Below are 20,538 nucleotides of genomic sequence, written 5' to 3' on the forward strand. Positions count from 1 at the left end.
GTGGCCTTCATCGTTTTGAGCGGCCTGGATGGCGCGGCCCGCCGGGGCATCAGGCGATAATAGACATTCCATCGCACACGGCAACGCACAATCCGATGATCATCCGCCCGCATCTCCACTGGTTCCGCATGCTGCTCGCGTGGCGCGGCTCGGTTCTTCCGCAGTTGCTGCCACGGCTCGCGCTCATTTTCGGAATCTCGGTCATCGCGGTCGCCGCGCACGATCATCTGCTGCCGATCTCGCTCAACCTCAACACCACTGCGCCGTTCTCGCTGGTCGGCATTGCGCTCGCGGTGTTTCTCGGCTTTCGCAACAACGCCAGCTACGACCGCTACTGGGAAGCGCGCAAACTCTGGGGCCAGTTGCTGAACGAAGCGCGTTCGCTCACGCGTCAGGCGCTGACCTTGCGAGCCAGGCCGTTGCCGGAAGAAGATCTGGTCGAGTTCTGCGCCGCGCTCGGCGCGCTCGCGCACGCGCTGCGTCACCAGCTTCGCAGGAGCGATCCGCGCGAAGATCTCGCCGCGCGTTTGCCGCCTGCGCTGTTCGAGCGCGTCATGGCTTCGCGCTACAAACCGGCGACGTTGATGCTTTTTCTCGGCGAATGGGTGCAGCGCGAGGCGCAGGCAGGTGCGATCGATCCGATGACGGTGCTCGCGTTCGACCGGAATCTGAATGGACTGTCGGATGTGATTGGCGGATGCGAGCGCATTGCGTCCACGCCGCTGCCGTTTGCCTACTCGGTGATGATTCACCGCACCGTGTATTTCTTCTGCGCGTCGCTGCCGTTCGGGCTTGTCGACAGCATCGGCATTTTCACGCCGGTGTTCGCGGTGTTCGTCGCGTACACGTTCATGGCGCACGAAGCGATTGCGTCGCAAATCGAAGAACCCTTCGGCACCGACGACAACGACCTCGCGCTCGACACCATGTCCGTCATGATCGAAGACGCGCTACGCGACCTGCGCGGGGAACCGGCGCTCGCGCCGCCCGAGCGGGAAACCGGCAGCTACGCGCTGACGTGAGCCTCCGCGCGTGCCCGCGCATGGATATGCTGCACGCGGCCGCCCGCGCGCCTAGTCGTTGCCGACCGTTTCCGACAAACGCTTGAGCGTCGCCACGCGCGCACCGATGATGTCGATGCGTCCGCGCTCATCGACCACCGGCGTGGCCGCGTCGAGATAGGCGGTCCACGCCTTTTGCGCGCGCGTCAGCGTGGGACGCGAGTGCGCCGGCATTCTTGTCTGCAGACGGCGGGCATAGCGGTTCAAGTCGAACATCGCGTGTTCGCAGCGCGCGTCCGCCTCGCAGGCACGCGCCCGACGCGGCGGATCACCGCCCGCGCTCGCTTTCGCCACGGCGCTGCGCAGCGCGAGCGCCCGGTCGCGCACCGGCTGCAATTGCATATCGGCTTCGGAGAGCACATACATCGTGCCGCGCGTGGTGGCGAACACCGCCGCGAGCAACGGCTTTTCGGCATCGCGCGAGGCCTGCCAGCTTGCCTGGCTCTTTTGCCACAGCTTGCGCCGCGCCGGCGGCAATTGCCCTTGTAGCTGCTGCCACGCGTTGTCGAGCGCGGTTTGCCAGCCGATGCGCGCCGTGTCCATGCACTGCACCTGCCCCACCGTCGACGACATGTCGCTGCGCGCGAGACACGTGCGCATGGCTGCGTCGATTGGATCGGCGGCGGCGACTTCGGCGCGCGCCGTCGCCGCGAACGCGAGCATGAACAACGCCGCGCCCGCGAACGCGGCCACGCGAGCGTCGCGCCGCCACGCGCCGTTGCTCGCGATGAACCTCGTCAGCCGCATTGTCAGACGCGCACGCAATCGACAAAATATTCGATGCGCCCGTTGATCATTTCGCCGACCAGCCCGTGGATGTCCGTATGGAAACCCGGGAAGCGCTCGTTGAACTCGCGCGCGAAACGCAGATAGTTGACGATGGTCCTGTTAAAGCGCTCACCCGGAATCAGAAGCGGAATGCCCGGCGGATACGGCGTCAGCAGAATCGACGTGACGCGGCCTTCCAGTTCGTCGATAGGCACGCGGTCGATCTCGCGGTGCGCGAGTTTCGCGAACGCGTCGGACGGCTTCATGGCCGGCTCCATGCTCGACAGATACATCTCGGTCGTCAGGCGCGCGATGTCGTTCGCGCGGTAGACGCTGTGAATCTGCTGGCACAGGTCGCGCAGGCCGACGCGTTCATACGTGGGATGCAGCGCGACGAAGTCCGGCAGCACGCGCCACAACGGCTGGTTGTTGTCGTAGTCGTCCTTGAACTGCTGAAGCTCGGTGACCATCGAGTTCCAGCGGCCCTTCGTAATGCCGATCGTGAACATGATGAAGAACGAATACAGCCCCGTCTTCTCGACGATGATGCCGTGCTCCGCCAGATACTTCGTGACGATCGCGGCCGGAATGCCGCTCTCGCCAAAGCCGCCGTCCATGTCCAGACCCGGCGTGATGATGGTCGCCTTGATCGGGTCGAGCATGTTGAAGCCCTCCGCGAGCGGGCCGAAGCCGTGCCACGAATCGTCCGGGCGCAGCATCCAGTCTTCGCGCGAGCCGATGCCTTCTTCGGCGAACTGCTCCGGGCCCCACACCTTGAAGAACCAGTCGTCGCCGTATTCGGCATCGACCTTGGTCATCGCGCGGCGGAAATCGAGCGCTTCGGCAATCGACTCTTCGACAAGCGCCGTGCCGCCGGGCGCTTCCATCATCGCCGCGGCCACGTCGCACGACGCGATGATCGCGTATTGCGGGCTCGTCGACGTGTGCATCAGATACGCCTCATTAAAGCGATGCTTGTCGAAGCGGCTGTTCTTGGAATCCTGCACGACGATCTGCGAAGCCTGCGAAATGCCTGCCAGCAGCTTGTGCGTGGAGTGCGTCGCGTAGATCATCGCGCCGATACGCGGACGGCCCGAGCCGATCGCGTGCATGTCCTGATAGAACTCGTGGAATTCCGCGTGCGGCAGCCAGGCTTCGTCGAAGTGCAGCGTGTCGAGCCATTCGCCGAGCATTTCCTTGATCATCTCGACGTTGTAGATCACGCCGTCGTAGGTGCTCTGCGTGATGGTCAGAATGCGCGGCTTGAGGTTCGGGTTCTTCGCCAGCGCTTCGCGCGCGAACGGATTCGCGGCGATCTTCTTGCGGATGTTTTCCGGCTCGAATTCCGAACGCGGAATCGGGCCGATGATGCCGAAGTTGTTGCGCGTCGGCGTGAGGAACACCGGAATCGCGCCCGTCATGGTGATCGCGTGGAGGATCGACTTGTGGCAGTTGCGGTCCACCAGCACGATGTCGCCCGGCGCGACCGTGCCGTGCCAGACGATCTTGTTCGACGTCGAAGTGCCGTTGGTCACGAAGAACACGTGATCCGCGCTGAAGATGCGCGCCGCGTTGCGCTCGGACGCCGCCACCGGACCGGTGTGGTCGAGCAGTTGCCCGAGTTCGTCGACCGCGTTGCAGACGTCCGCGCGCAGCATGTTCTCGCCGAAGAACTGGTGGAACATCTGGCCGAGCGGGCTCTTCAGGAACGCGACGCCGCCCGAGTGTCCCGGACAGTGCCACGAGTACGACCCTTCGTCCGCGTACTTCACCAGTTCCTTGAAGAACGGCGGCGACAGCGAGTCGAGATAGACCTTCGTTTCGCGAATGATGTGGCGCGCGACGAACTCCGGCGTGTCCTCGAACATGTGGATGAAGCCGTGCAGCTCGCGCAGGATGTCGTTCGGCAAGTGGCGCGAGGTGCGCGTTTCGCCGTACAGGAAGATCGGAATGTCCGCGTTGCGGCGGCGCACTTCGGTCACGAACGCGCGCAGCGCGACGATCGCCGCCGCGAGTTCCGGCGTCTCGCCTTCCACGACTACGTTCTCGACGTACGGCAGCAGCTCGTCGTCGTCGATCGAAAGGATGAAGCACGACGCGCGGCTCGACTGCTGCGCGAACGAAGTCAGATCGCCGTAGCTCGTCAACCCGAGCACTTCCGCGCCTTCTCTCTCGATTGCTTCGGCCAAAGCCCGGATGCCGGAACCCGAGATGTTCTCGGAGCGGAAATCTTCGTCGATGATGACGACGGGAAAACGGAACTTCATGGGCGATTCTCCAAAAAGAACGACCGCTGCACGCGATAAATTGCAGCGGTCACCCTGTGTATCTGGTGGGTCGGTGCGCTGCCGGCGTCAGGTCTTCGGCAACGTGACGCCGTGCTGACCTTGATATTTGCCGCCGCGATCCGCGTACGACGTTTCACAAATTTCGTCGCTTTCAAAAAACAGCACTTGGGCGACGCCTTCGTTTGCGTAGATTTTCGCAGGCAAAGGTGTCGTATTTGAGAATTCGAGCGTGACGTGGCCTTCCCATTCCGGCTCGAACGGCGTGACGTTCACGATGATGCCGCACCGCGCGTACGTGGACTTGCCGAGGCACACGGTCAGCACCGTGCGCGGAATCCGGAAATACTCGACCGTGCGCGCGAGCGCGAACGAATTCGGCGGAATGATGCAGACGTCGCCCTTGAAGTCCACGAACGATTTCTCGTCGAAATTCTTCGGATCGACAATGGTCGAGTTGATGTTCGTGAAGATCTTGAATTCGTCGGCGCAGCGAATGTCGTAGCCGTAGCTCGATGTGCCGTAGCTGACGATCTTCCGGCCGTCTTCGGAGACGCGAATCTGATCGGGCACGAACGGCTCGATCATTTTGTGCGACTCGGCCATGCGCCGGATCCACTTGTCGGATTTGATGGTCATAGATGAACGCTGCTCGACGTGAATAACAGGTGTGAGACGGATAACAGCCCGGTCTTGCCGGGCACCTTGCGGCCGGATTTCCCGCTGCTTCGGCACCTCGACTGGAACCGCGCGCAAGCGCGCCGGAAGGCGATCTGCGAGTGACTTGCGAGTGGCCCGCGCTCGCGCCGGCAATCGTGCCGACAGTCGCGCTGGCAGTCGCGCCGGCCGGGCGCCGCGATGAAAGGCGCTTATTTTACGCGATCACGAGATTGCTGCCGCAGAGTCGAAACGCGGCGCAAACAAGGCTAGCCCGCTTATTGGCGAATCAGGCCGCAAGCAAGCGCGGGACCGGCGCCATGCTGTGGATAAGCGTACGGATCGGTTGCGTCGTGGTGCAGCAGCACGGCGCGCTGCAGCACCGAGCGGATGCCGTCGAGCGAAACGTCGGGCGCGACGATGAAACCGGTCGCCACGCCGTTCGCGTCCGCATGAATGTTGCCGAGGTCGCCCTCGACGCGCGCCCCCGCTTTCAGACGCTCGGCGGCCGGCGAGAATATCTGGCCGGCGCTTGCGCCGTCGGCGGCATTGCAATCGCCGCGCTCGTGCACTTGCAGCGCGTGATCGCTATTGGGCGGCAAGCCCGCGAGATTGTAGGTGACCTGCACGCCGTCCGAGCGCTCGATAAACGTAACGAGCCCGCGCGCCTGGTTGCCCACGGTGGGCAGCAACTGAGCGTCGGCGCGCTTTTCCTGTGGTCTCAGGAAGGCGCTGCAGCCGCATAACAGCACACAGCTGGCAGTCAGGACGATGAACGCATGCACCGCCTGCCCGTCGATTCGTTTTCCCATGCGATCCTCTTGCCGGCCTGGCGACCGCCCCTGCGGCCGCCGCGCCGAACTTGTGAAGACCACATGATACCGCGAGAGGAGACGCAAATAGACGCCTCGGCCCCTTGTCCGAACGGCTCGTCAGGTGTTCTGCACGACGATGTTGGGAAATTTCGAAGTCATGTCGCGGGCGCGCTCGGCGATATGCACCGCCACCTTGCGCGCGATCGTGCGATAGATCTCCGCGATGCGCCCTTGCGGATCGGCCACCACGGTCGGCCGGCCCGAGTCGGCCTGCTCGCGGATCGTGATGTCGAGCGGCAGGCTGCCGAGCACGTCGACGCCATATTCCTTGCCCATCCGCTCGCCGCCGCCCGCGCCGAAGATGTGCTCTTCGTGGCCGCAATTCGAGCAGATATGCATGGCCATGTTTTCGACGATGCCGAGAATCGGAATGCCGACCTTCTCGAACATTTTCAAGCCCTTGCGGGCGTCGAGCAGCGCGATGTCCTGCGGCGTCGTGACGATCACGGCGCCCGTCACGGGCACGCGTTGCGAGAGCGTCAGCTGGATGTCGCCGGTGCCCGGCGGCATGTCGACGATCAGATAATCGAGATCGCGCCAATTGGTCTGCCGCAGCAGTTGCTCGAGCGCGGAGGTCGCCATCGGGCCGCGCCACACCATCGGGTTGTCCTGCTCGATCAGAAAGCCGATCGAGTTGGCCTGCAGGCCGTGGCCCGTCATTGGATTCATGGTCTTTTCGTCGGGCGACTCCGGGCGCCCTTCGATGCCGAGCATCAACGGAAGCGACGGCCCGTAGATGTCCGCATCCAGAATGCCGACCGACGCGCCTTCGCTCGCGAGCGCAAGCGCGAGATTCACAGCGGTCGTGCTCTTGCCGACACCGCCCTTGCCCGACGCCACCGCGACGATATTTTTAACGTTCGGCAAGAGTTTCACGCCGCGTTGCACGGTATGCGCGGCGACTTCCTGCGAGACCTGGATGCGCGCCTGCGCCACGCCGGGCACGGCTGCCAGCGCGTCGGCGAACTGCTTGCGGATCGCCTCGAACTGACGCATGGCCGGATAGCCGAGTACCACGGCAATGCTGAGCGTGTCACCCTCCACGGCGACGTTTTTGATGTTTTTGGCAGCGGCGTACGGCCGGCCGGTGTTGGGGTCAGTGACGGCTGCGAGCGCAGCGTCGACCAAAGCCCGATCGATACTCATTGACACTCCGAGGGGAACACCTGCGGCGCGGCGGAATCGAAGCCTCGGCCACGCGCCGGAATTTGCAAGAAATTGTTAGGCAGCGTTGCGAAAACCAGGCGTGCCGGGCACCCTTCGGGCAGGCGGACCGCCATGGGGCCGCATCGCTGCATGCGCCAGACACCATTGTAGTGGCTGGCGCCGGGCGCTGCCGGAAGACCCTTCTTCACTGTCGGACCGGGATTGAAGAACGGCCTTGCGTTGCCCCCGGGTTTTCGCATCGATCAAGAATCTGTTTTGCCGACGTGTCGTTCGCCGCCTAGGCTTAACGTTTGCGGAACGCTTTATTCGCGCTTTGCGCGTCACTCGCTTCACTCGAGAGGAATCAAAATGAATGCAAAAATCATGACTCGCCTGGCCGTTTTCGCCGTTGCCGGCTCCGTGCTGGCAGGTTGCGCGTCTCAACAGGGCACTAACACGGCCGTCGGCACGGGCGTGGGCGCAGGCACCGGCGCAGCCCTGGGCGCAATCTTCGGCGGCGGCAAGGGCGCGGCAATCGGCGCCGGCGTCGGCGCTGCGGTGGGCGGCATTACCGGCTACAACTGGCAGGCCATTCACAACAAGCTGTCGGGCGCCACCAAGGGCACCGGCACGCAGATCACCGAGCAGCCGGACGGCTCGCTCAAGCTGAACATCCCCAGCTCGGTCACGTTCGACACCAACAGCTACGCGATCAAGCCGTCGTTCGCGCCGGTGCTGGATCAGCTGACGCAGACGCTGCAGCAGAATCCGGAAGTGATCGCGCAAGTGGTCGGCCACACGGACAGCACCGGCCAGCCGGCGTATAACCAGACGCTGTCGGTCAATCGCGCGCAAAGCGTGACGGGCTATCTGGCGCAACGCGGCGTCGCGCCGCAGCGCCTGTCGGCACAAGGCATGGGCCAGAACCAGCCGATCGCCGACAACAACACGGAGGCCGGCCGTGCCGCCAACCGTCGCGTGGAAATCTATCTGCGCGCCACGGCCCAGCACGCCACGCAATAAGGGCAACGCGCAATAGCGCAGAGGAAACCGGGGCCGGACGCGCATGAGCGCCGGCCTGCCGCAAGCCGTTTCTGCGAGCTTCCCCGCGCGGCTTCCGGATCGGAATCAAGTGGTAAAAACGGCAACAGCGGAAATCCGGAACGAGACCGAAAAAAATTTCGAACTCTCATGAAAATCCGCTGTCTGTCTTTACGGTACGTGGCTGGCGAAGCCGCCGCGTCACCATTCTCCTCTTGTCGTTGTTGCTCCGGGGTTAATCGCCCCGGTTTTTTTTGGGCGCTCGCTTTTCGCGCCGCCCTTCTGCTCAACCACTCAGTCAGCACGAAGCCGCAGCCCGCCGCGGGCCCGCGCGCAGCGGGCGTCCGCCCTGCTAGAATCGACCTTTCGTCCCACCGCAGGCTCCCACCATTCCTATGTCAGCACCCGCAACCGACCTCATTGCAGGCGCGCCGTCCAGCCGCCGCCAGATTCTCGTCACGTCGGCCCTTCCGTATGCGAACGGGCAAATCCATATTGGCCATCTGGTCGAATATATTCAGACGGACATCTGGGTCCGCGCGCTGCGAATGCACGGGCACGAGGTCTACTACGTGGGCGCCGACGACACGCACGGCACGCCGGTCATGCTGCGCGCCGAGAAGGAAGGCCTGACGCCGAAGCAGCTGATCGACCGCGTCTGGCAGGAGCACAAGCGCGATTTCGACAGCTTCGGCATTTCGTTCGACAACTATTATTCAACGGACTCCGAAGAGAACCGGGTCCTCAGCGAGAACGTCTACCTCGCGCTCAAGGAAGCCGGCCTGATCGAGGCACGCGACATCGAGCAGGCCTACGACCCGGTCAAGGAAATGTTCCTGCCGGACCGCTTCATCAAGGGCGAGTGCCCGAAATGCGGCGCGAAAGACCAGTACGGCGACAGTTGCGAAGTGTGCGGCTCGACTTATCTGCCCACCGAGCTGGTCAATCCCTACTCGGTCGTCTCGGGCGCCACACCCATCCGTAAGACGTCGACGCATTACTTTTTCCGTCTCTCCGATCCCCGCTGCGAGAATTTTCTGCGCGCGTGGGTGGGCGGCCTCGCGCAACCGGAAGCGACCAACAAGATGCGCGAGTGGCTCGGCGAGGCTGGCGAAGCCAGGCTCGCCGACTGGGACATCTCGCGCGACGCGCCCTATTTCGGCTTCGAAATTCCGGGTGCGCCCGGCAAGTATTTTTACGTGTGGCTGGATGCGCCGGTCGGCTACTACGCGAGCTTCAAGAATCTCGCCGAAAAAAGCGGACTCGACTTCGACGCGTGGGTTCGCCAGGGTTCGAAGACCGAGCAGTATCACTTCATCGGTAAGGACATTCTCTATTTCCACACGCTGTTCTGGCCGGCCATGCTCGAATTTTCGGGCCACCGCACGCCGACCAACGTGTTCGCGCACGGTTTTCTGACCGTGGACGGCGCGAAGATGTCGAAGTCGCGCGGCACCTTCATCACCGCGCAAAGCGTGATCGACACGGGCCTGAACCCGGAATGGCTGCGCTATTACTTCGCGGCCAAGCTGAACAGCACGATGGAAGATCTCGACCTGAACCTCGACGACTTCCAGGCGCGCGTGAACAGCGACCTCGTTGGCAAATATGTGAATATCGCGAGCCGCGCGGCGGGTTTCCTGATCAAGCGCTTCGACGGCCGCGTGCAGGACAGCGCGATGCAGCATCCGCTGCTCGCCACGCTGCGCGCCGCGATTGCGCAGATCGCCGCGAACTACGAGGCGCGCGAGTACAACCGCGCGCTGCGTCAGACCATGGAACTGGCCGACGCCGTGAACGCCTATGTCGATACGGCCAAGCCCTGGGATCAGGCGAAAGATCTCGCCAGCCCGGCCGCCCTGCACGAAACCTGCAGCGTGAGCATCGAGGCGTTCCGCCTGCTGTCGCTCGCGCTCAAGCCCGTGTTGCCGAAGCTCGCCGAAGCAGTCGAAGCCTTCCTCGGCATCGAGCCGCTGGTCTGGACCCACGCCAGCGTGCCGCTCAGTTCGGCGCGCCCGATCAACGCGTACAAGCATCTGATGACGCGCGTCGATCCGAAGCAGATCGAGGCCTTGCTCGCAGCCAATCGCGACTCGCTGCAAGCCACGCCGGAAACGGTTGCGCCGGACGCCGAAACGAAAGCGAAGAAAGGCGCCAAAGCCGCAGCCGCAGCCGCCGCGGAGAAAAACGCAACGCCCGACACCATCTCGATCGACGACTTCGCGAAGATCGACCTGCGCGTCGCGAAAATCGTCGACTGCAAGGCGGTGGAGGGTTCGGACAAGCTGCTGCAACTCACGCTGGATGTCGGCGAAGAGAAAACCCGCAACGTGTTTTCCGGCATCAAGTCGGCATATCAGCCGGAGCAGCTGATCGGCAAGCTGACCGTGATGGTCGCGAACCTCGCGCCGCGCAAGATGAAGTTCGGCCTCTCGGAAGGCATGGTGCTGGCGGCGTCGGCGGCGGACGAGAAAGCCGAACCGGGTCTCTACGTGCTGGAGCCGCACAGCGGCGCGAAGCCGGGCATGCGGGTGAAGTAAGCGGCGAACAAGCCACACGCCGCCCTCGCGGGCCGGCCTGCACAAAAACGGCACGCGACCCACGCGTGCCGTTTTTTTATCTCCGCGCGATCACCACTTGATCCTGTCGTAGCGCCGCGTATAGAGCAGCTCGATGCCGTCGAAGGTGCCGCCATAGGCCGCGACGGACCAGTAGCGCGTCAGGTTGATGGTCGCCTTGATCGCGTTGCTCGCCGACTGGAGCCCTTGTTCGTACCCGATCACGAGCCATTCGTTAATCGCCTTCGACACCATCACCACTTGCGGATCGGTCAGCCCCACTTCGCTGCGGCCAATCGAAAACTCGTCGAGCCCGAAGGTTTGGGCAATCTGCTTGCCCTTCGCGCTGCCGAGCAAGGCGAGCGCCGTGGTCATCGTGCTCTGCTGACCGAGGTTGTTGCCCTGATCCGTGCCGTGGCCGAACAGCAGCCACGAGAGCTTTTCGTTATCCGGCACGTTCGGCTCGGAAATGAGCTTCGCGACGGGAAACTGAACCGTGCCCGTGACCTGCACACCCGCCTCGACCTGCTGGTTGCGCCGCATCGCCAGAATGTTGATGCCCGGATTCGCCACCGGCCCGTTAAACGTGAAGAAGCCGTTTTCGATGTTGAGCTTGCGGCCGAACGCCGTGTAGGTCGAGCCCTGCGTCACGCCGACGTTGCCGACCGCGCGCAGCGGCAGGTTCGGCGCGCTCATCGCCGTGATCGTGCCGGTCAGGCCGAGGTCGGCGCCCTGCCCGCGGAAGCGGAAGTTGTCGCCGAGGCCGATGTCGATGTTGGCGCGCGGCGCGAACGGACCAATCGGCTTGTTGCTGCCGGGCACCGGACGCGGCCGCTCGCCGGCCACGGTGCCGTCGGGCCGCACGACCACCACGTCTTCGCCGAGCTTGGGCGCCGATTGCTCCGGCATGTCGAACAACGCGTGATCGACGACGAACTTGCCGTTGATCGCCATGCCGCCCTGCGCGCCCGCGTTCGCCACGCTCGCACTGCCGCTCAGCGACAGATTGCGGTCCGGCGCGGCGAACAATTCGAGCTTGTCCGCGACGATGCTCGCGGTCAGATCCGGCTCCGCGTTGTCGAGGCGCACGCGGCCGGTGGCGCGCAGCGTGCCGCTCGCGCCGTGGAACTCGACCTGCTGGAAATCCACGAGATTGTGCGAGAGCGCGATGCGCACGATGCCGTCCTTCAACTGCACGCCTTGATCGACGAGCGTCGCCGAGAGGTCGTCGCCGAGCAGCGAGCCGCTCAGGTTCGGCTTCGCGACGGTGCCGCCGAGCGCGAGCTTGAGCGCGAGATGGCCGTCGAGCAGATAGCTCGGACCAAATAGGCCGCCGGTCGTTTTCAGCGACGGCACATTCGCGCTCACATTGCCGGTGAGTGCGCCCTCCTCGTTGACGGTCAGGAAGCCGTCGCGCGCGACGAGCACGGTGTGCGCGTCCGCGTCGATCACGCCGATGCGGCTCGCCTGCGCATGCAGTGTCGTGTTCAGACGATTACCGCCGCTGAATTCGGCGCGCGCGGCAATATCCGAAATGCCGAGCGACGCCAGCCCGCGGCCAATTTCGACGGTGACGTCGCCGCTGCGCCGTTTCAACTGAATGTGCCCGCTCGCGGTGCTGCCGAGCGCGAAGTCCCAGTCGCCGTCGAACACGAGGTCGGTTTTTACGGCGGGCGGCGTGCCGGTGATTTCGCGCCGCAAATCCTGCAGACGCGCCAACGAAACGCCGGTCAAACTGCCCGCCGATTGCACCCGGCCGTGGTCGAACGCGAACGACTTCAGGCTCAGCACCGCGCCTTCGAGCGTGAGCCGCGTCGCGCCGAGCGTGAGGCGGCGCGGCGCCGCGCTGACCGTTAGTGGCGACTCCAGGTTCAACGCCGGCGTGCCGCGGTTCTGGAGACGCGTGACCGTGCCGTCCCAGCGCGAGCCGTCGCGCGCTTCGGTGAGCTTGCCGTTGGCTGCGAGCGTCAGGTCCAGCGGCCGGTCCTGCAGCTTGCCGATGGCGGCGGCTTCGAGCGAATGATTCGCGCGCGTGCCGGTGAGACGCGCCGTGACCGTGGTCAGATCGACGCCGCCCGCGCTTACATTGCGCGCGTCCGTCGTGAAGACGAGTGCGCCGTTCGCGCCGTCGCGCAGTTCGGCGTGGCCTTCCGCGTGGCCGATGCGATTGCTGCTCGCCACCACGCTGTCGGCCTTGTAGTTCAGCACGACGTTCGGATGCGCGAAGGAGCCGGTCAGGTCGCCATCGGCGGCGACAAGGCCGGCGAGACCGAAGCCGAGGCGGTCGAGCGCGGGCGCGTCGACGCGGAACCGCAAGCGGTCGCCGGGTGCGCCGAAGCTGCCCTGCAAATCCACCTGGTTGCCTGCCACCGACAGCGTCGCGCGGCTCGGCAGAATGCGCGAGCCCGCCAGTTGCACGGTGCCGCCGCCCGTCAGCGGCAGGCCGTCGTAGACACTCGGGCCCAGCTTGAATTCGGCCTTGGTTGTCAGGACGGGGGCGAGCATGCCGGCGGCGGACAACGTACCGTTGACCTTCGCCTCAATCTTGCGCGCGGGCAGCGCGGCGCGTTTCGGCGCGGGTTTCTTGCGCTCCAGCACCTCCGCTTTCACGACGGCCTTGCCGGTGTTCCTGACGGCGGCGGCGGCTTTGTCGGCCGGGGCCGCGCTTTTTGCGCCGGCCGTGCTTCCCGCTTGCGCCGCGGCCTCGGCGGCGAGCTTGCCCTTCGGAGCCGCTGGGGACACTTCCGGACCGCTCGCGGGCGTGCGCGACGGCATCTGCGAGGTCAGCGTCAACGGGTCGAAGTCGGTCAGTTGCGCCTTCACGTTGTAGGTGGAATTCGCGTCGTGCTTGAGCACGCCGGACAGGTCGATGCGGCCCTTGCCCGACGTGATGCGCACATCGTTGAAGCTGAGCCGCGCCGGGTCCGTGGTGATCTTGCCCTGCGCGCGCAGCGCCGCTTTCGGATCGGCCAGATCAAGCGTGACGGTCTGGATGTCGTCGTTCAGACGAATGCCGATCGGCCCGGAAAGCTGCGTGGGACGCACCGGCGCGTCAAGCGCGTTCAGGTCGAGCCCGGCGACTTGCAGATCGAACTGCCCGCGCTTGCCGGACAGCGTGCCGCCGCCCGTGAGCGTGGCATTTTTCACGAGCCGCACGGCAAGGTTCGAGATGCGCTGCGCTTGGGCGTCGAGGCGGACGTCGGCGTTGGCGTCGATGAGCGGCAACAGCTTCTGATCGATCGCGCCGGGGCGGGCGTTGACGATCGAAATGTGGCCGGCGACTGCGAAGGGGGCAGCGGGTTTGGTTGAGGTGGGGGGAGTGCTTGGGGTGGCTGTGGTGTTGACTGTGGCGGCGCTCGCGCTGGCCGTGGCGCTGACGCTAGCCACGCTCGCCGCAGCCGGACTGCTGGCCGCGCGGCTACCGCTCGTCGCGCCAGCCCCACTCGCCGCTCCGGCTCCCTCCGCCGCCACCGGCTGCAACTCCGCCCGCACCGCCAGATCGGCGAGCGGTGCGCCCGGCGCGAAGGCCTGCGGATTGACGTGGTCGAAGGTCAGCGTCGCGCGCTTGAGCGGCACGTCGTCGAACGGCGTGGCTTCGACTTGCGCGTGCCCAGCGACCTTCATGCCGCTCGCATCCACTTCCGCGACCAGATTCTCCAGCGAGCCGCCCAGATGCCCGGCCATCTGTACGGCTTCTTCGTTGACCTTGCCGGAATAACCGACATCGCCTGTCAGCGGGAACGGCCTCACGCCGTCCAGCTTCGCCGAGGCCGTCACCGCGCCGAACGGCGTATCGAGCCGCTCGATCGCGGCCTCGTGATGACGCCCGTCGCTGCGTGCATGGAAAGCGAAGCGCGAAAACTCCGTGGTCGACGTGCCCTCGTGCACCAGCAGTTTGTCCACCTGAACGTCACGGATCTCGAGCTGCATCGGCAAGCGCAGGTCTTGTGGCAGTTTCAGCGGTTCGCTGCTGCTTCGCGAGGAGGCGCCGATACGTGCGTCCACCGTGCCGACGTGCAGGTAGTCGATCGTGAAGCGCCACGGGTCGCGCGCGAGCGCCCAGCGGCCGCCCACCCGGTCGATCTGGATATCGGTGCCGCTGCCGTCGAGCGCGCGCCAGCGCACGGCCCGCAACTGCACGCCGTTCGCGAGCGCGCCGCCGTCCAGCGTGCCGCTCAGCCTGCCGCCCAGCAGCTTGACCGCGGCCTGCCAGGCGTAGGCGGTGCCGCGCTCGGTGGTGAGCGCGCCGTACAGCAGGCCGAGCGCCAATGCGATCAGCAAGGCCAACACCGCGACGGTCCATGCGAGGGTCTTCAGCAGCAGACGGCCCGTGCGGCGGCGCTTCGGCGGCGGCGGCGCGGGCTCATCAGGCGGCGGACCGCCCGGCGGTCGAGCACCGGGCGGCTGCGCGGGAGGAGATGCGGAAACGTCCGTGGTCATGCGCGGTTCGGGTTGAAGGACGTCATCAGAAAGCGATCCCGAGCGTCAGATAAGGCCGCACGCTGCGGTTGCGAATGCCGTACGCCAGGTCGACATTGACCGGCCCCACCGGGCTGCGCCAGCGCGCGCCGACGCCCACGCCCGGATAGAACACTTTTTCGCCCCAGGTGTCGGTGGCCGTGCCGATGTCGAAAAAGGCCGCCGCACCCCAGTCGTGCGTGAACCAGTGCTGATATTCCGCCGACGCCGTCACGAGATATTTGGTCGGCAGCACCGAGCCCTGAACATTGTTACCGATGCTTTGATAGCCATAGCCGCGCACCGAATTCGAGCCGCCGGCGCGAAACAGCAGCGAAGCCGGAACGCCGCTCGAACTGCCGCTCGTGAACACGCCGCCGAATTCGGCGCGCAGCACCACGAGATCTTCCTTGCCGATCGGCAGGTATTGCTGGCCGCGCGCGTAGCCGCGAATGAAGGTCTGATCGGTCAGCGCGCCCTTGACCGCGAAACCCGCCTCGACGTGAATCAGATTGCCTTTGCGCGGGAACAGCGGGTCGTCGGTATTGCGCCGGGTCCACGACCATGACGGCACCAGCGCGCGGCTCGTGGTGGGCGCGCCCGCGTTCTGATCGAGCCGGTCCTGGTAGTACAGAATCGAGTAAGAGTAATCGAGGAACTGCGACGTGCGAGCACGCTGCACACCGCCCCGGATACTGTAGATGCGCGTGTCGGAAACGTCCGTGGTTGTGTAGGAAGCGAGCACGCTATTGGTCCAGGCGCGCGGGCCCGGCGGCATCGCAAGCTGAATCTGGCCGTATTGCTGGACTTGATCGACGCGGCCGTCGATCGTGAACGGCCACGCCTTGCCGAACGTGTTCAGATACGAATACGAGCCCTGCACGAGCGCGCCGTTGTCCGTGGAATAGCCGACGCCGCCGCGAATATTGTTGTACGGATATTCCGACACCTTCACATGCAACGGCGTTTCGACCGGCTTTGCCGGGTCGCTGTCCACGTCGATGGCGACGCTCGCGTAGTACGGCGTGTTCTGCAACTGCCGCTGCAATTCGGTGATGCGCTGCACGTCGTAAATATCGCCCACCGCGATGGGATTCACGTTGTCGACGATCTGCGCCGGATAGCGCCGCGTGCCCGACACGTCGAGCTTGCCGAGCGTGAAGGTCGGCCCGCTGTCGAAGGTGACGGCCAGCGTGGCCTCGTGCGTGCGCGGATCGACGCGCGCCTCGGAGTGATAGATCTTCGCGCCCAGATAGCGGCGCGCCTGCAAGGCCTTGAGCGACGCGTTCTTCGCGTCGTCCCAGTCGCTCTGCGAGAACGGATCGCCTTCGTGCAGCGAAAACGCAAAGCGCGCGGCGTTTTCCTGCGCCGGGTCCTCGGTCAGCACCGGACCGCGGAACGACAGCGAAATCGCCGTGATGACGGTTTGCGGCCCCGGATCGACGCTCACGGTGACGCGCTTGCCGGTGTCGACGGTGCGCACGTCGGTGCGAACAACCGGCGTGAAGTAGCCTTGCGTGGCGGCCAGATCGCGCACTTGCTGAGGCGTGGCCGTGATCAGAAATTCGAACTGGTCGTCGCTGATGTCGGGGCGCTTCGCAAACCGCGCAATATCGAGATGTTGTTCCAGAAGTTTGCGCAGCGAGCGCGGCGAGGCTTCGACATCGACCTTGTAGCTCGCGGCCGCGCGCGCCGCGTGGGCGTTGCCGCCCGCCAGCGTCAGCAGGACGATGCCGAAGGCGAGCCACGCGCGCAGCCGGCTCCCCAGCGTCCTCGCGCCGTGTGCCGCCGGCCACGGCGTTTTGCCTGCTCGGGCTTCGCCGTGCCGCAGATGCGGCTTTTCGATCGCACACCCCGCCAAACAGGACCTCCGGCCGTGGTTGATGAAAATTCGCTCGGGCGCGCAGTGCCGCCGAAGCACGCTATTTGACCACATCAACGAGACAGGTCTATCTCTAAACGCACCTGCGAACGCACCGCGGACGCCCGCGCCGGAACGCATGCGCGGCGCAGGGCGCGAGACCGGCGCGCCCGCCTTTGACGCACTGCGATGCGCGCGGGTTCCGGCAACCCGCGTCATTCCGTTGCCGCACGGAGGCCCGCGCCGCTGGCGGGTTTTTCGCCCGCGCTCGGCGCTTGCGCTAAAATTGCGAAATAGCGGCGGCGCCAAACCCCAAACCACGCAAGACCAACGGCCCGCCATCTCCCCAACCACGGACGTCGAGCCATGTATCAATCGGACATCACCCAGTTTCTGAATCAGCTCAAGCAACAGAAGCCCAACCTGGAAGCCGAGCAGCGCCGCGGCCGGGCCTTGCTGTGGGACAAACAGCCGATCGATCTGGAAGAACGCGCCGAGCAAAAGGCATCGCGCGTCGAGCAGACGCCTTACTCGTACTACCAGAACTTCTAAGCGCGTGAGTCACGCCGACGAGGCGCACGGCCCGCCGCGGGCTCCGTCCGACGCCGCGCTTGCCGCGCCCGCCACCGATTCGACGCCCGACACCGTCGACGGCATTGCTTTCGCGCGCCTGTACGGCGAGCCGCTCTTCAAGCTGCCGACCGACCTCTACATTCCGCCGGACGCGCTCGAAGTCTTTCTCGAAACGTTCGAAGGCCCGCTGGATCTGTTGCTGTATCTGATCCGCAAGCAGAACTTCAACGTGCTCGACATTCCGATGGCGGACGTGACCGTGCAGTATCTCGGCTACGTCGAACAGTTGCGCAAGACCAATCTCGAACTCGCATCCGAATATCTGCTGATGGCCGCGATGCTGATCGAGATCAAATCGCGCATGTTGCTGCCCGTCAAGAAGGCCGACAGCGGCGAGGAAGCGGAAGACCCGCGCGCCGAACTGGTACGGCGCCTGCTCGAATACGAGCAGATGAAGCTCGCCGCGCAGCGCATCGATCAGTTGCCGCAACTCGGGCGCGACTTCCTGCGCGCCGAGGTGTACATCGAGCAAAGCATCACGCCGCGCTTTCCGGATGTGGACAGCGAGGATCTGCGCGCCGCGTGGGCCGACGTGATCAAGCGCGCCAAGCTTGTGCAGCATCACAAGATTTCGCGCGAGGAATTGTCCGTGCGCGAGCATATGAGCACCATCCTGCGGCAACTGCAGAACGCGCGCTTCATGGAGTTCTCCGACCTGTTCGACACGAGCAAGGGCGTACCGGTCGTGGTGGTCAACTTCATCGCGGTGCTCGAACTGTGCCGCGAATCGCTGATCGAAATCACCCAGGCGGAGCCGTTCGCACCGATCTATGTGCGGCTCGCCTATTTGCCGGCCTGAGCCGTGGCGGGCGCGCCGCGCGAGGCGTCGGTACTTCGTTCGGGTGCGTCGTTTGGGTGGCACATCCGGTGCCGCATCAAGTGCCGCATCAAGTGCCGAATCCGGTGCCGCATTTCGGTGCGCTCAGTGGCCAAATCCACTACAATCCGGCGCTCCGAACCTGTCATTACACGTGAGGCCGCGGGCCGCGAAAAAGCCTGAGGCTTTGCGTCAACCCGGTCTCGCGCCGCGCGAGGAATCCCTGTCCGATCATGAAAGTCATCAGCTCGATCCATGAATTGCGCGACCAGTTGCGCGGCCAGAATCGCACCGCCTTTGTCCCGACCATGGGCAATCTGCACGAAGGACACCTGTCGCTGATGCGCCTCGCGCGCCAGCACGGCGATCCGGTGGTGGCGAGCATTTTCGTCAATCGTCTGCAGTTCGGGCCGAACGAGGATTTCGACAAATATCCGCGCACGCTGGAAGCCGACATCGAGAAGCTGCAAAAGGAAAACGTCTACGTGCTGTTCGCGCCGACCGAGCGCGATCTGTATCCGGAGCCGCAGGAATATCGCGTGCATCCGCCGCACGATCTGGGCGACATCCTCGAAGGCGAGTTCCGGCCGGGCTTCTTTCAGGGCGTGTGCACGGTCGTGATGAAGCTCATGTCGTGCGTTCAGCCGCGCGTCGCCGTGTTCGGCAAAAAGGATTATCAGCAGTTGATGATCGTGCGCAGCATGTGCCATCAGTTCGCGCTGCCGACCGACATCATCGCCGCCGAAACCGTGCGCGATGCCGACGGCCTCGCGCTCAGCTCGCGCAACCGCTATTTGCAGCCCGCCGAACGCGCCGAGGCGCCCATGCTCGCCGCCGAACTGAACCGCATGCGCGACGCCGTGCTGTCCGGCGAGCGTGACTTCGCGGCGCTCGAACGCGCGGCCATGGCAAGTCTGAGCGGGCGTGGCTGGCAACCCGACTACATCGCCGTGCGCAAGCGCTCGAATTTGCTGCCGCCGGGTCCGCAAGACGCGAATGCGGAGCTGGTCGTGCTCGCCGCCGCCAAGATCGGCGCGACTCGTCTTATCGACAACCTCGAAATCTGAATTTTGTCCTAGGCGCTGGAAGGCGCTTAAGAAGTCACAAGGAATTGACCTAGCCATGCAACGCAACATGCTGAAGTCGAAGATTCACCGCGTCGCGGTCACGCACTGCGAGCTGCACTACGAAGGCTCGTGCGCGATCGACGAAGATTTGCTGGAAGCGGCGAACATCGTCGAAAACGAGCGGATCGACATCTGGAACATCAACAACGGCGAGCGTTTCTCGACTTACGCGATCAAAGGTGAGCGCGGCAGCGGCATGATTTCGCTGAACGGCTCGGCGGCGCGGCGCGCGCAATTGGGCGATCTGGTGATCATCGCGGCCTTCGCCGTGGTGGACGAGGCGGAACTGAAGGCGGGCTGGAAGCCGGATCTGGTGTTCGTCGACGAAAACAACAAGATCAAGGGCAGCCGCGATCACGTGCCGACCCAGAGCTGGAACTGAGCGGTCAGCGAGTCTGGTTTTACGCCGTAAGGCGGAGATTCCCCGGCTTATCGCGCCTTGAAGCGGGCGGCCATGCCGCCCCGCTGCCGGCCTCCGCCGCTTCGGGCCGGGGTTTCAGCCCCCCGCCTTCGCCTTCCCGGCCGCCCCGTTCGTCCACTCGATGATCGGCTGCCACTGCTCCAGATCCTTTTCCACGCGGCTTTTCGCGACGTCCCACAAGGTCAGGCCGTGCGCCGCGAGCTGCACGTAATTCTGCGTGTCGCGCAGAAAACCCAGCACCGGCAGCTTCAGCCCCTCGACGAACCGATGCAGTTGCTCCGCCGAGCGCGTGCGCGAGTCGACCCGCATGCCGACCACGCCGACCTCGATCGCGCCTTTCCTCACGGCCTTTTCCTTAGCCAGCCGCTCGAGGAAGTCTTGCGTCGCGAGAATGTCGAACATGGACGGCTGGAGCGGCACGATCACCTTGTCGGCCAGCTCCAGCGCGATGTTCATGCGATTGCCGTGCAAGCCGGCCGGCGTATCGATGATCGCGTGCTCAAGGCCCTTCGGCGGTTTGGCGGGGGTCTCGGGATTCACTTCCCACGTTTCGATGGCCGGCAGCGTGTCCGGCCGCAATGACAGCCACGCGTGCGCCGACTGCTGCTTGTCGAGATCCGCGAGCGCCACCCACTCGCCGGTTGCGGCGAAATAGCCGGCCAGATTGGTCGACAGCGTGCTCTTTCCCACGCCGCCCTTCGGATTCGCCACCACGATTACCGTCATGAATACTCCCGGAAAGAAGACTGGACGCCGCCAGCCGATTTGCCGCGTTCTGCTTTGACTTGGCTTTGGGTTTTCCGCTTTGGGTTTTCTGCCTTGCAATGCTG

At 64.8% G+C, this 20,538-nt stretch carries 15 protein-coding genes; 7 read left to right on the forward strand and 8 right to left on the reverse strand.

Features of this window, described 5'->3' with window-relative positions; translation table 11 throughout:
• Window positions 1-95 precede the first annotated feature (95 nt).
• Window positions 96-1,022, forward strand: a complete 927-nt coding sequence (locus VOM14_RS16770) for a bestrophin family protein (RefSeq protein WP_327629835.1) — start codon at window positions 96-98, stop codon at window positions 1,020-1,022.
• Window positions 1,023-1,073: 51 nt separating this feature from the next.
• On the opposite strand, the gene VOM14_RS16775 is transcribed toward VOM14_RS16770, so the two are convergent.
• From VOM14_RS16775 to apbC, 5 genes are all read right to left on the reverse strand, one after another.
• Window positions 1,074-1,808, reverse strand: a complete 735-nt coding sequence (locus tag VOM14_RS16775) for a lysozyme inhibitor LprI family protein (protein ID WP_442955548.1) — start codon at window positions 1,806-1,808, stop codon at window positions 1,074-1,076.
• Window positions 1,809-1,810: 2 nt separating this feature from the next.
• Complete coding sequence (locus tag VOM14_RS16780; RefSeq protein ID WP_327629836.1) at window positions 1,811-4,096, reverse strand: arginine/lysine/ornithine decarboxylase; 2,286 nt, start codon at window positions 4,094-4,096, stop codon at window positions 1,811-1,813.
• Window positions 4,097-4,183: 87 nt separating this feature from the next.
• Window positions 4,184-4,753 (reverse strand): dCTP deaminase, encoded by a 570-nt coding sequence (gene dcd, locus VOM14_RS16785; RefSeq protein WP_327629837.1) that lies wholly within the window; start codon window positions 4,751-4,753, stop codon window positions 4,184-4,186.
• A gap of 296 nt (window positions 4,754-5,049) precedes the next feature.
• The gene (locus tag VOM14_RS16790) at window positions 5,050-5,583 is read right to left on the reverse strand and encodes a superoxide dismutase family protein (protein WP_327629838.1); all 534 of its coding nucleotides are present in this window, start codon (window positions 5,581-5,583) and stop codon (window positions 5,050-5,052) included.
• A gap of 120 nt (window positions 5,584-5,703) precedes the next feature.
• Window positions 5,704-6,792 (reverse strand): iron-sulfur cluster carrier protein ApbC, encoded by a 1,089-nt coding sequence (apbC, locus tag VOM14_RS16795; protein WP_327629839.1) that lies wholly within the window; start codon window positions 6,790-6,792, stop codon window positions 5,704-5,706.
• Window positions 6,793-7,161: 369 nt separating this feature from the next.
• Here apbC and VOM14_RS16800 point away from each other — a divergent pair, with 369 nt between their 5' ends.
• Both VOM14_RS16800 and metG read left to right on the forward strand, forming a co-directional pair.
• Window positions 7,162-7,815, forward strand: a complete 654-nt coding sequence (locus tag VOM14_RS16800; RefSeq protein WP_327629840.1) for an OmpA family protein — start codon at window positions 7,162-7,164, stop codon at window positions 7,813-7,815.
• 413 nt (window positions 7,816-8,228) lie between these two features.
• Entirely contained in the window at window positions 8,229-10,373 is a 2,145-nt protein-coding gene (metG, locus tag VOM14_RS16805) for a methionine--tRNA ligase (protein WP_327629841.1), read from the forward strand.
• 90 nt (window positions 10,374-10,463) lie between these two features.
• Here the strand turns inward: metG and VOM14_RS16810 are convergent, their stop codons facing one another.
• On the reverse strand, window positions 10,464-14,831 hold the full coding sequence (locus VOM14_RS16810; RefSeq protein WP_327629842.1) for a translocation/assembly module TamB domain-containing protein: 4,368 nt from the start codon (window positions 14,829-14,831) through the stop codon (window positions 10,464-10,466).
• Window positions 14,832-14,856: 25 nt separating this feature from the next.
• Window positions 14,857-16,710: an autotransporter assembly complex protein TamA gene (locus VOM14_RS16815; protein WP_327629843.1), complete on the reverse strand. Its 1,854-nt coding sequence runs from the start codon at window positions 16,708-16,710 to the stop codon at window positions 14,857-14,859.
• A gap of 366 nt (window positions 16,711-17,076) precedes the next feature.
• On the opposite strand from VOM14_RS16815, the gene VOM14_RS16820 reads away from it, so the two are divergent.
• The 4 genes from VOM14_RS16820 to panD all read left to right on the forward strand — a co-directional run bounded on the left by VOM14_RS16820 (window position 17,077) and on the right by panD (window position 19,669).
• Complete coding sequence (locus VOM14_RS16820) at window positions 17,077-17,262, forward strand: DUF3460 family protein (protein WP_007175923.1); 186 nt, start codon at window positions 17,077-17,079, stop codon at window positions 17,260-17,262.
• 4 nt (window positions 17,263-17,266) lie between these two features.
• A complete protein-coding gene (locus VOM14_RS16825; protein WP_327629844.1) occupies window positions 17,267-18,142 on the forward strand; it encodes a segregation and condensation protein A in 876 nt (291 codons plus the stop codon).
• 251 nt (window positions 18,143-18,393) lie between these two features.
• A complete protein-coding gene (panC, locus tag VOM14_RS16830) occupies window positions 18,394-19,227 on the forward strand; it encodes a pantoate--beta-alanine ligase (protein ID WP_327629845.1) in 834 nt (277 codons plus the stop codon).
• Between the two features lie 55 nt (window positions 19,228-19,282).
• Entirely contained in the window at window positions 19,283-19,669 is a 387-nt protein-coding gene (gene panD / locus VOM14_RS16835; protein ID WP_327629846.1) for an aspartate 1-decarboxylase, read from the forward strand.
• Window positions 19,670-19,783: 114 nt separating this feature from the next.
• On the opposite strand, the gene VOM14_RS16840 is transcribed toward panD, so the two are convergent.
• Window positions 19,784-20,434 carry a ParA family protein gene (locus VOM14_RS16840; RefSeq protein ID WP_327629847.1) on the reverse strand — a complete coding sequence of 217 codons (651 nt, stop codon included), beginning with the start codon at window positions 20,432-20,434 and terminating at the stop codon, window positions 19,784-19,786.
• Window positions 20,435-20,538 lie beyond the last annotated feature (104 nt).

The sequence above is a fragment of the Paraburkholderia sp. MPAMCS5 genome (assembly GCF_036016995.1).
Classification (GTDB): domain Bacteria; phylum Pseudomonadota; class Gammaproteobacteria; order Burkholderiales; family Burkholderiaceae; genus Paraburkholderia.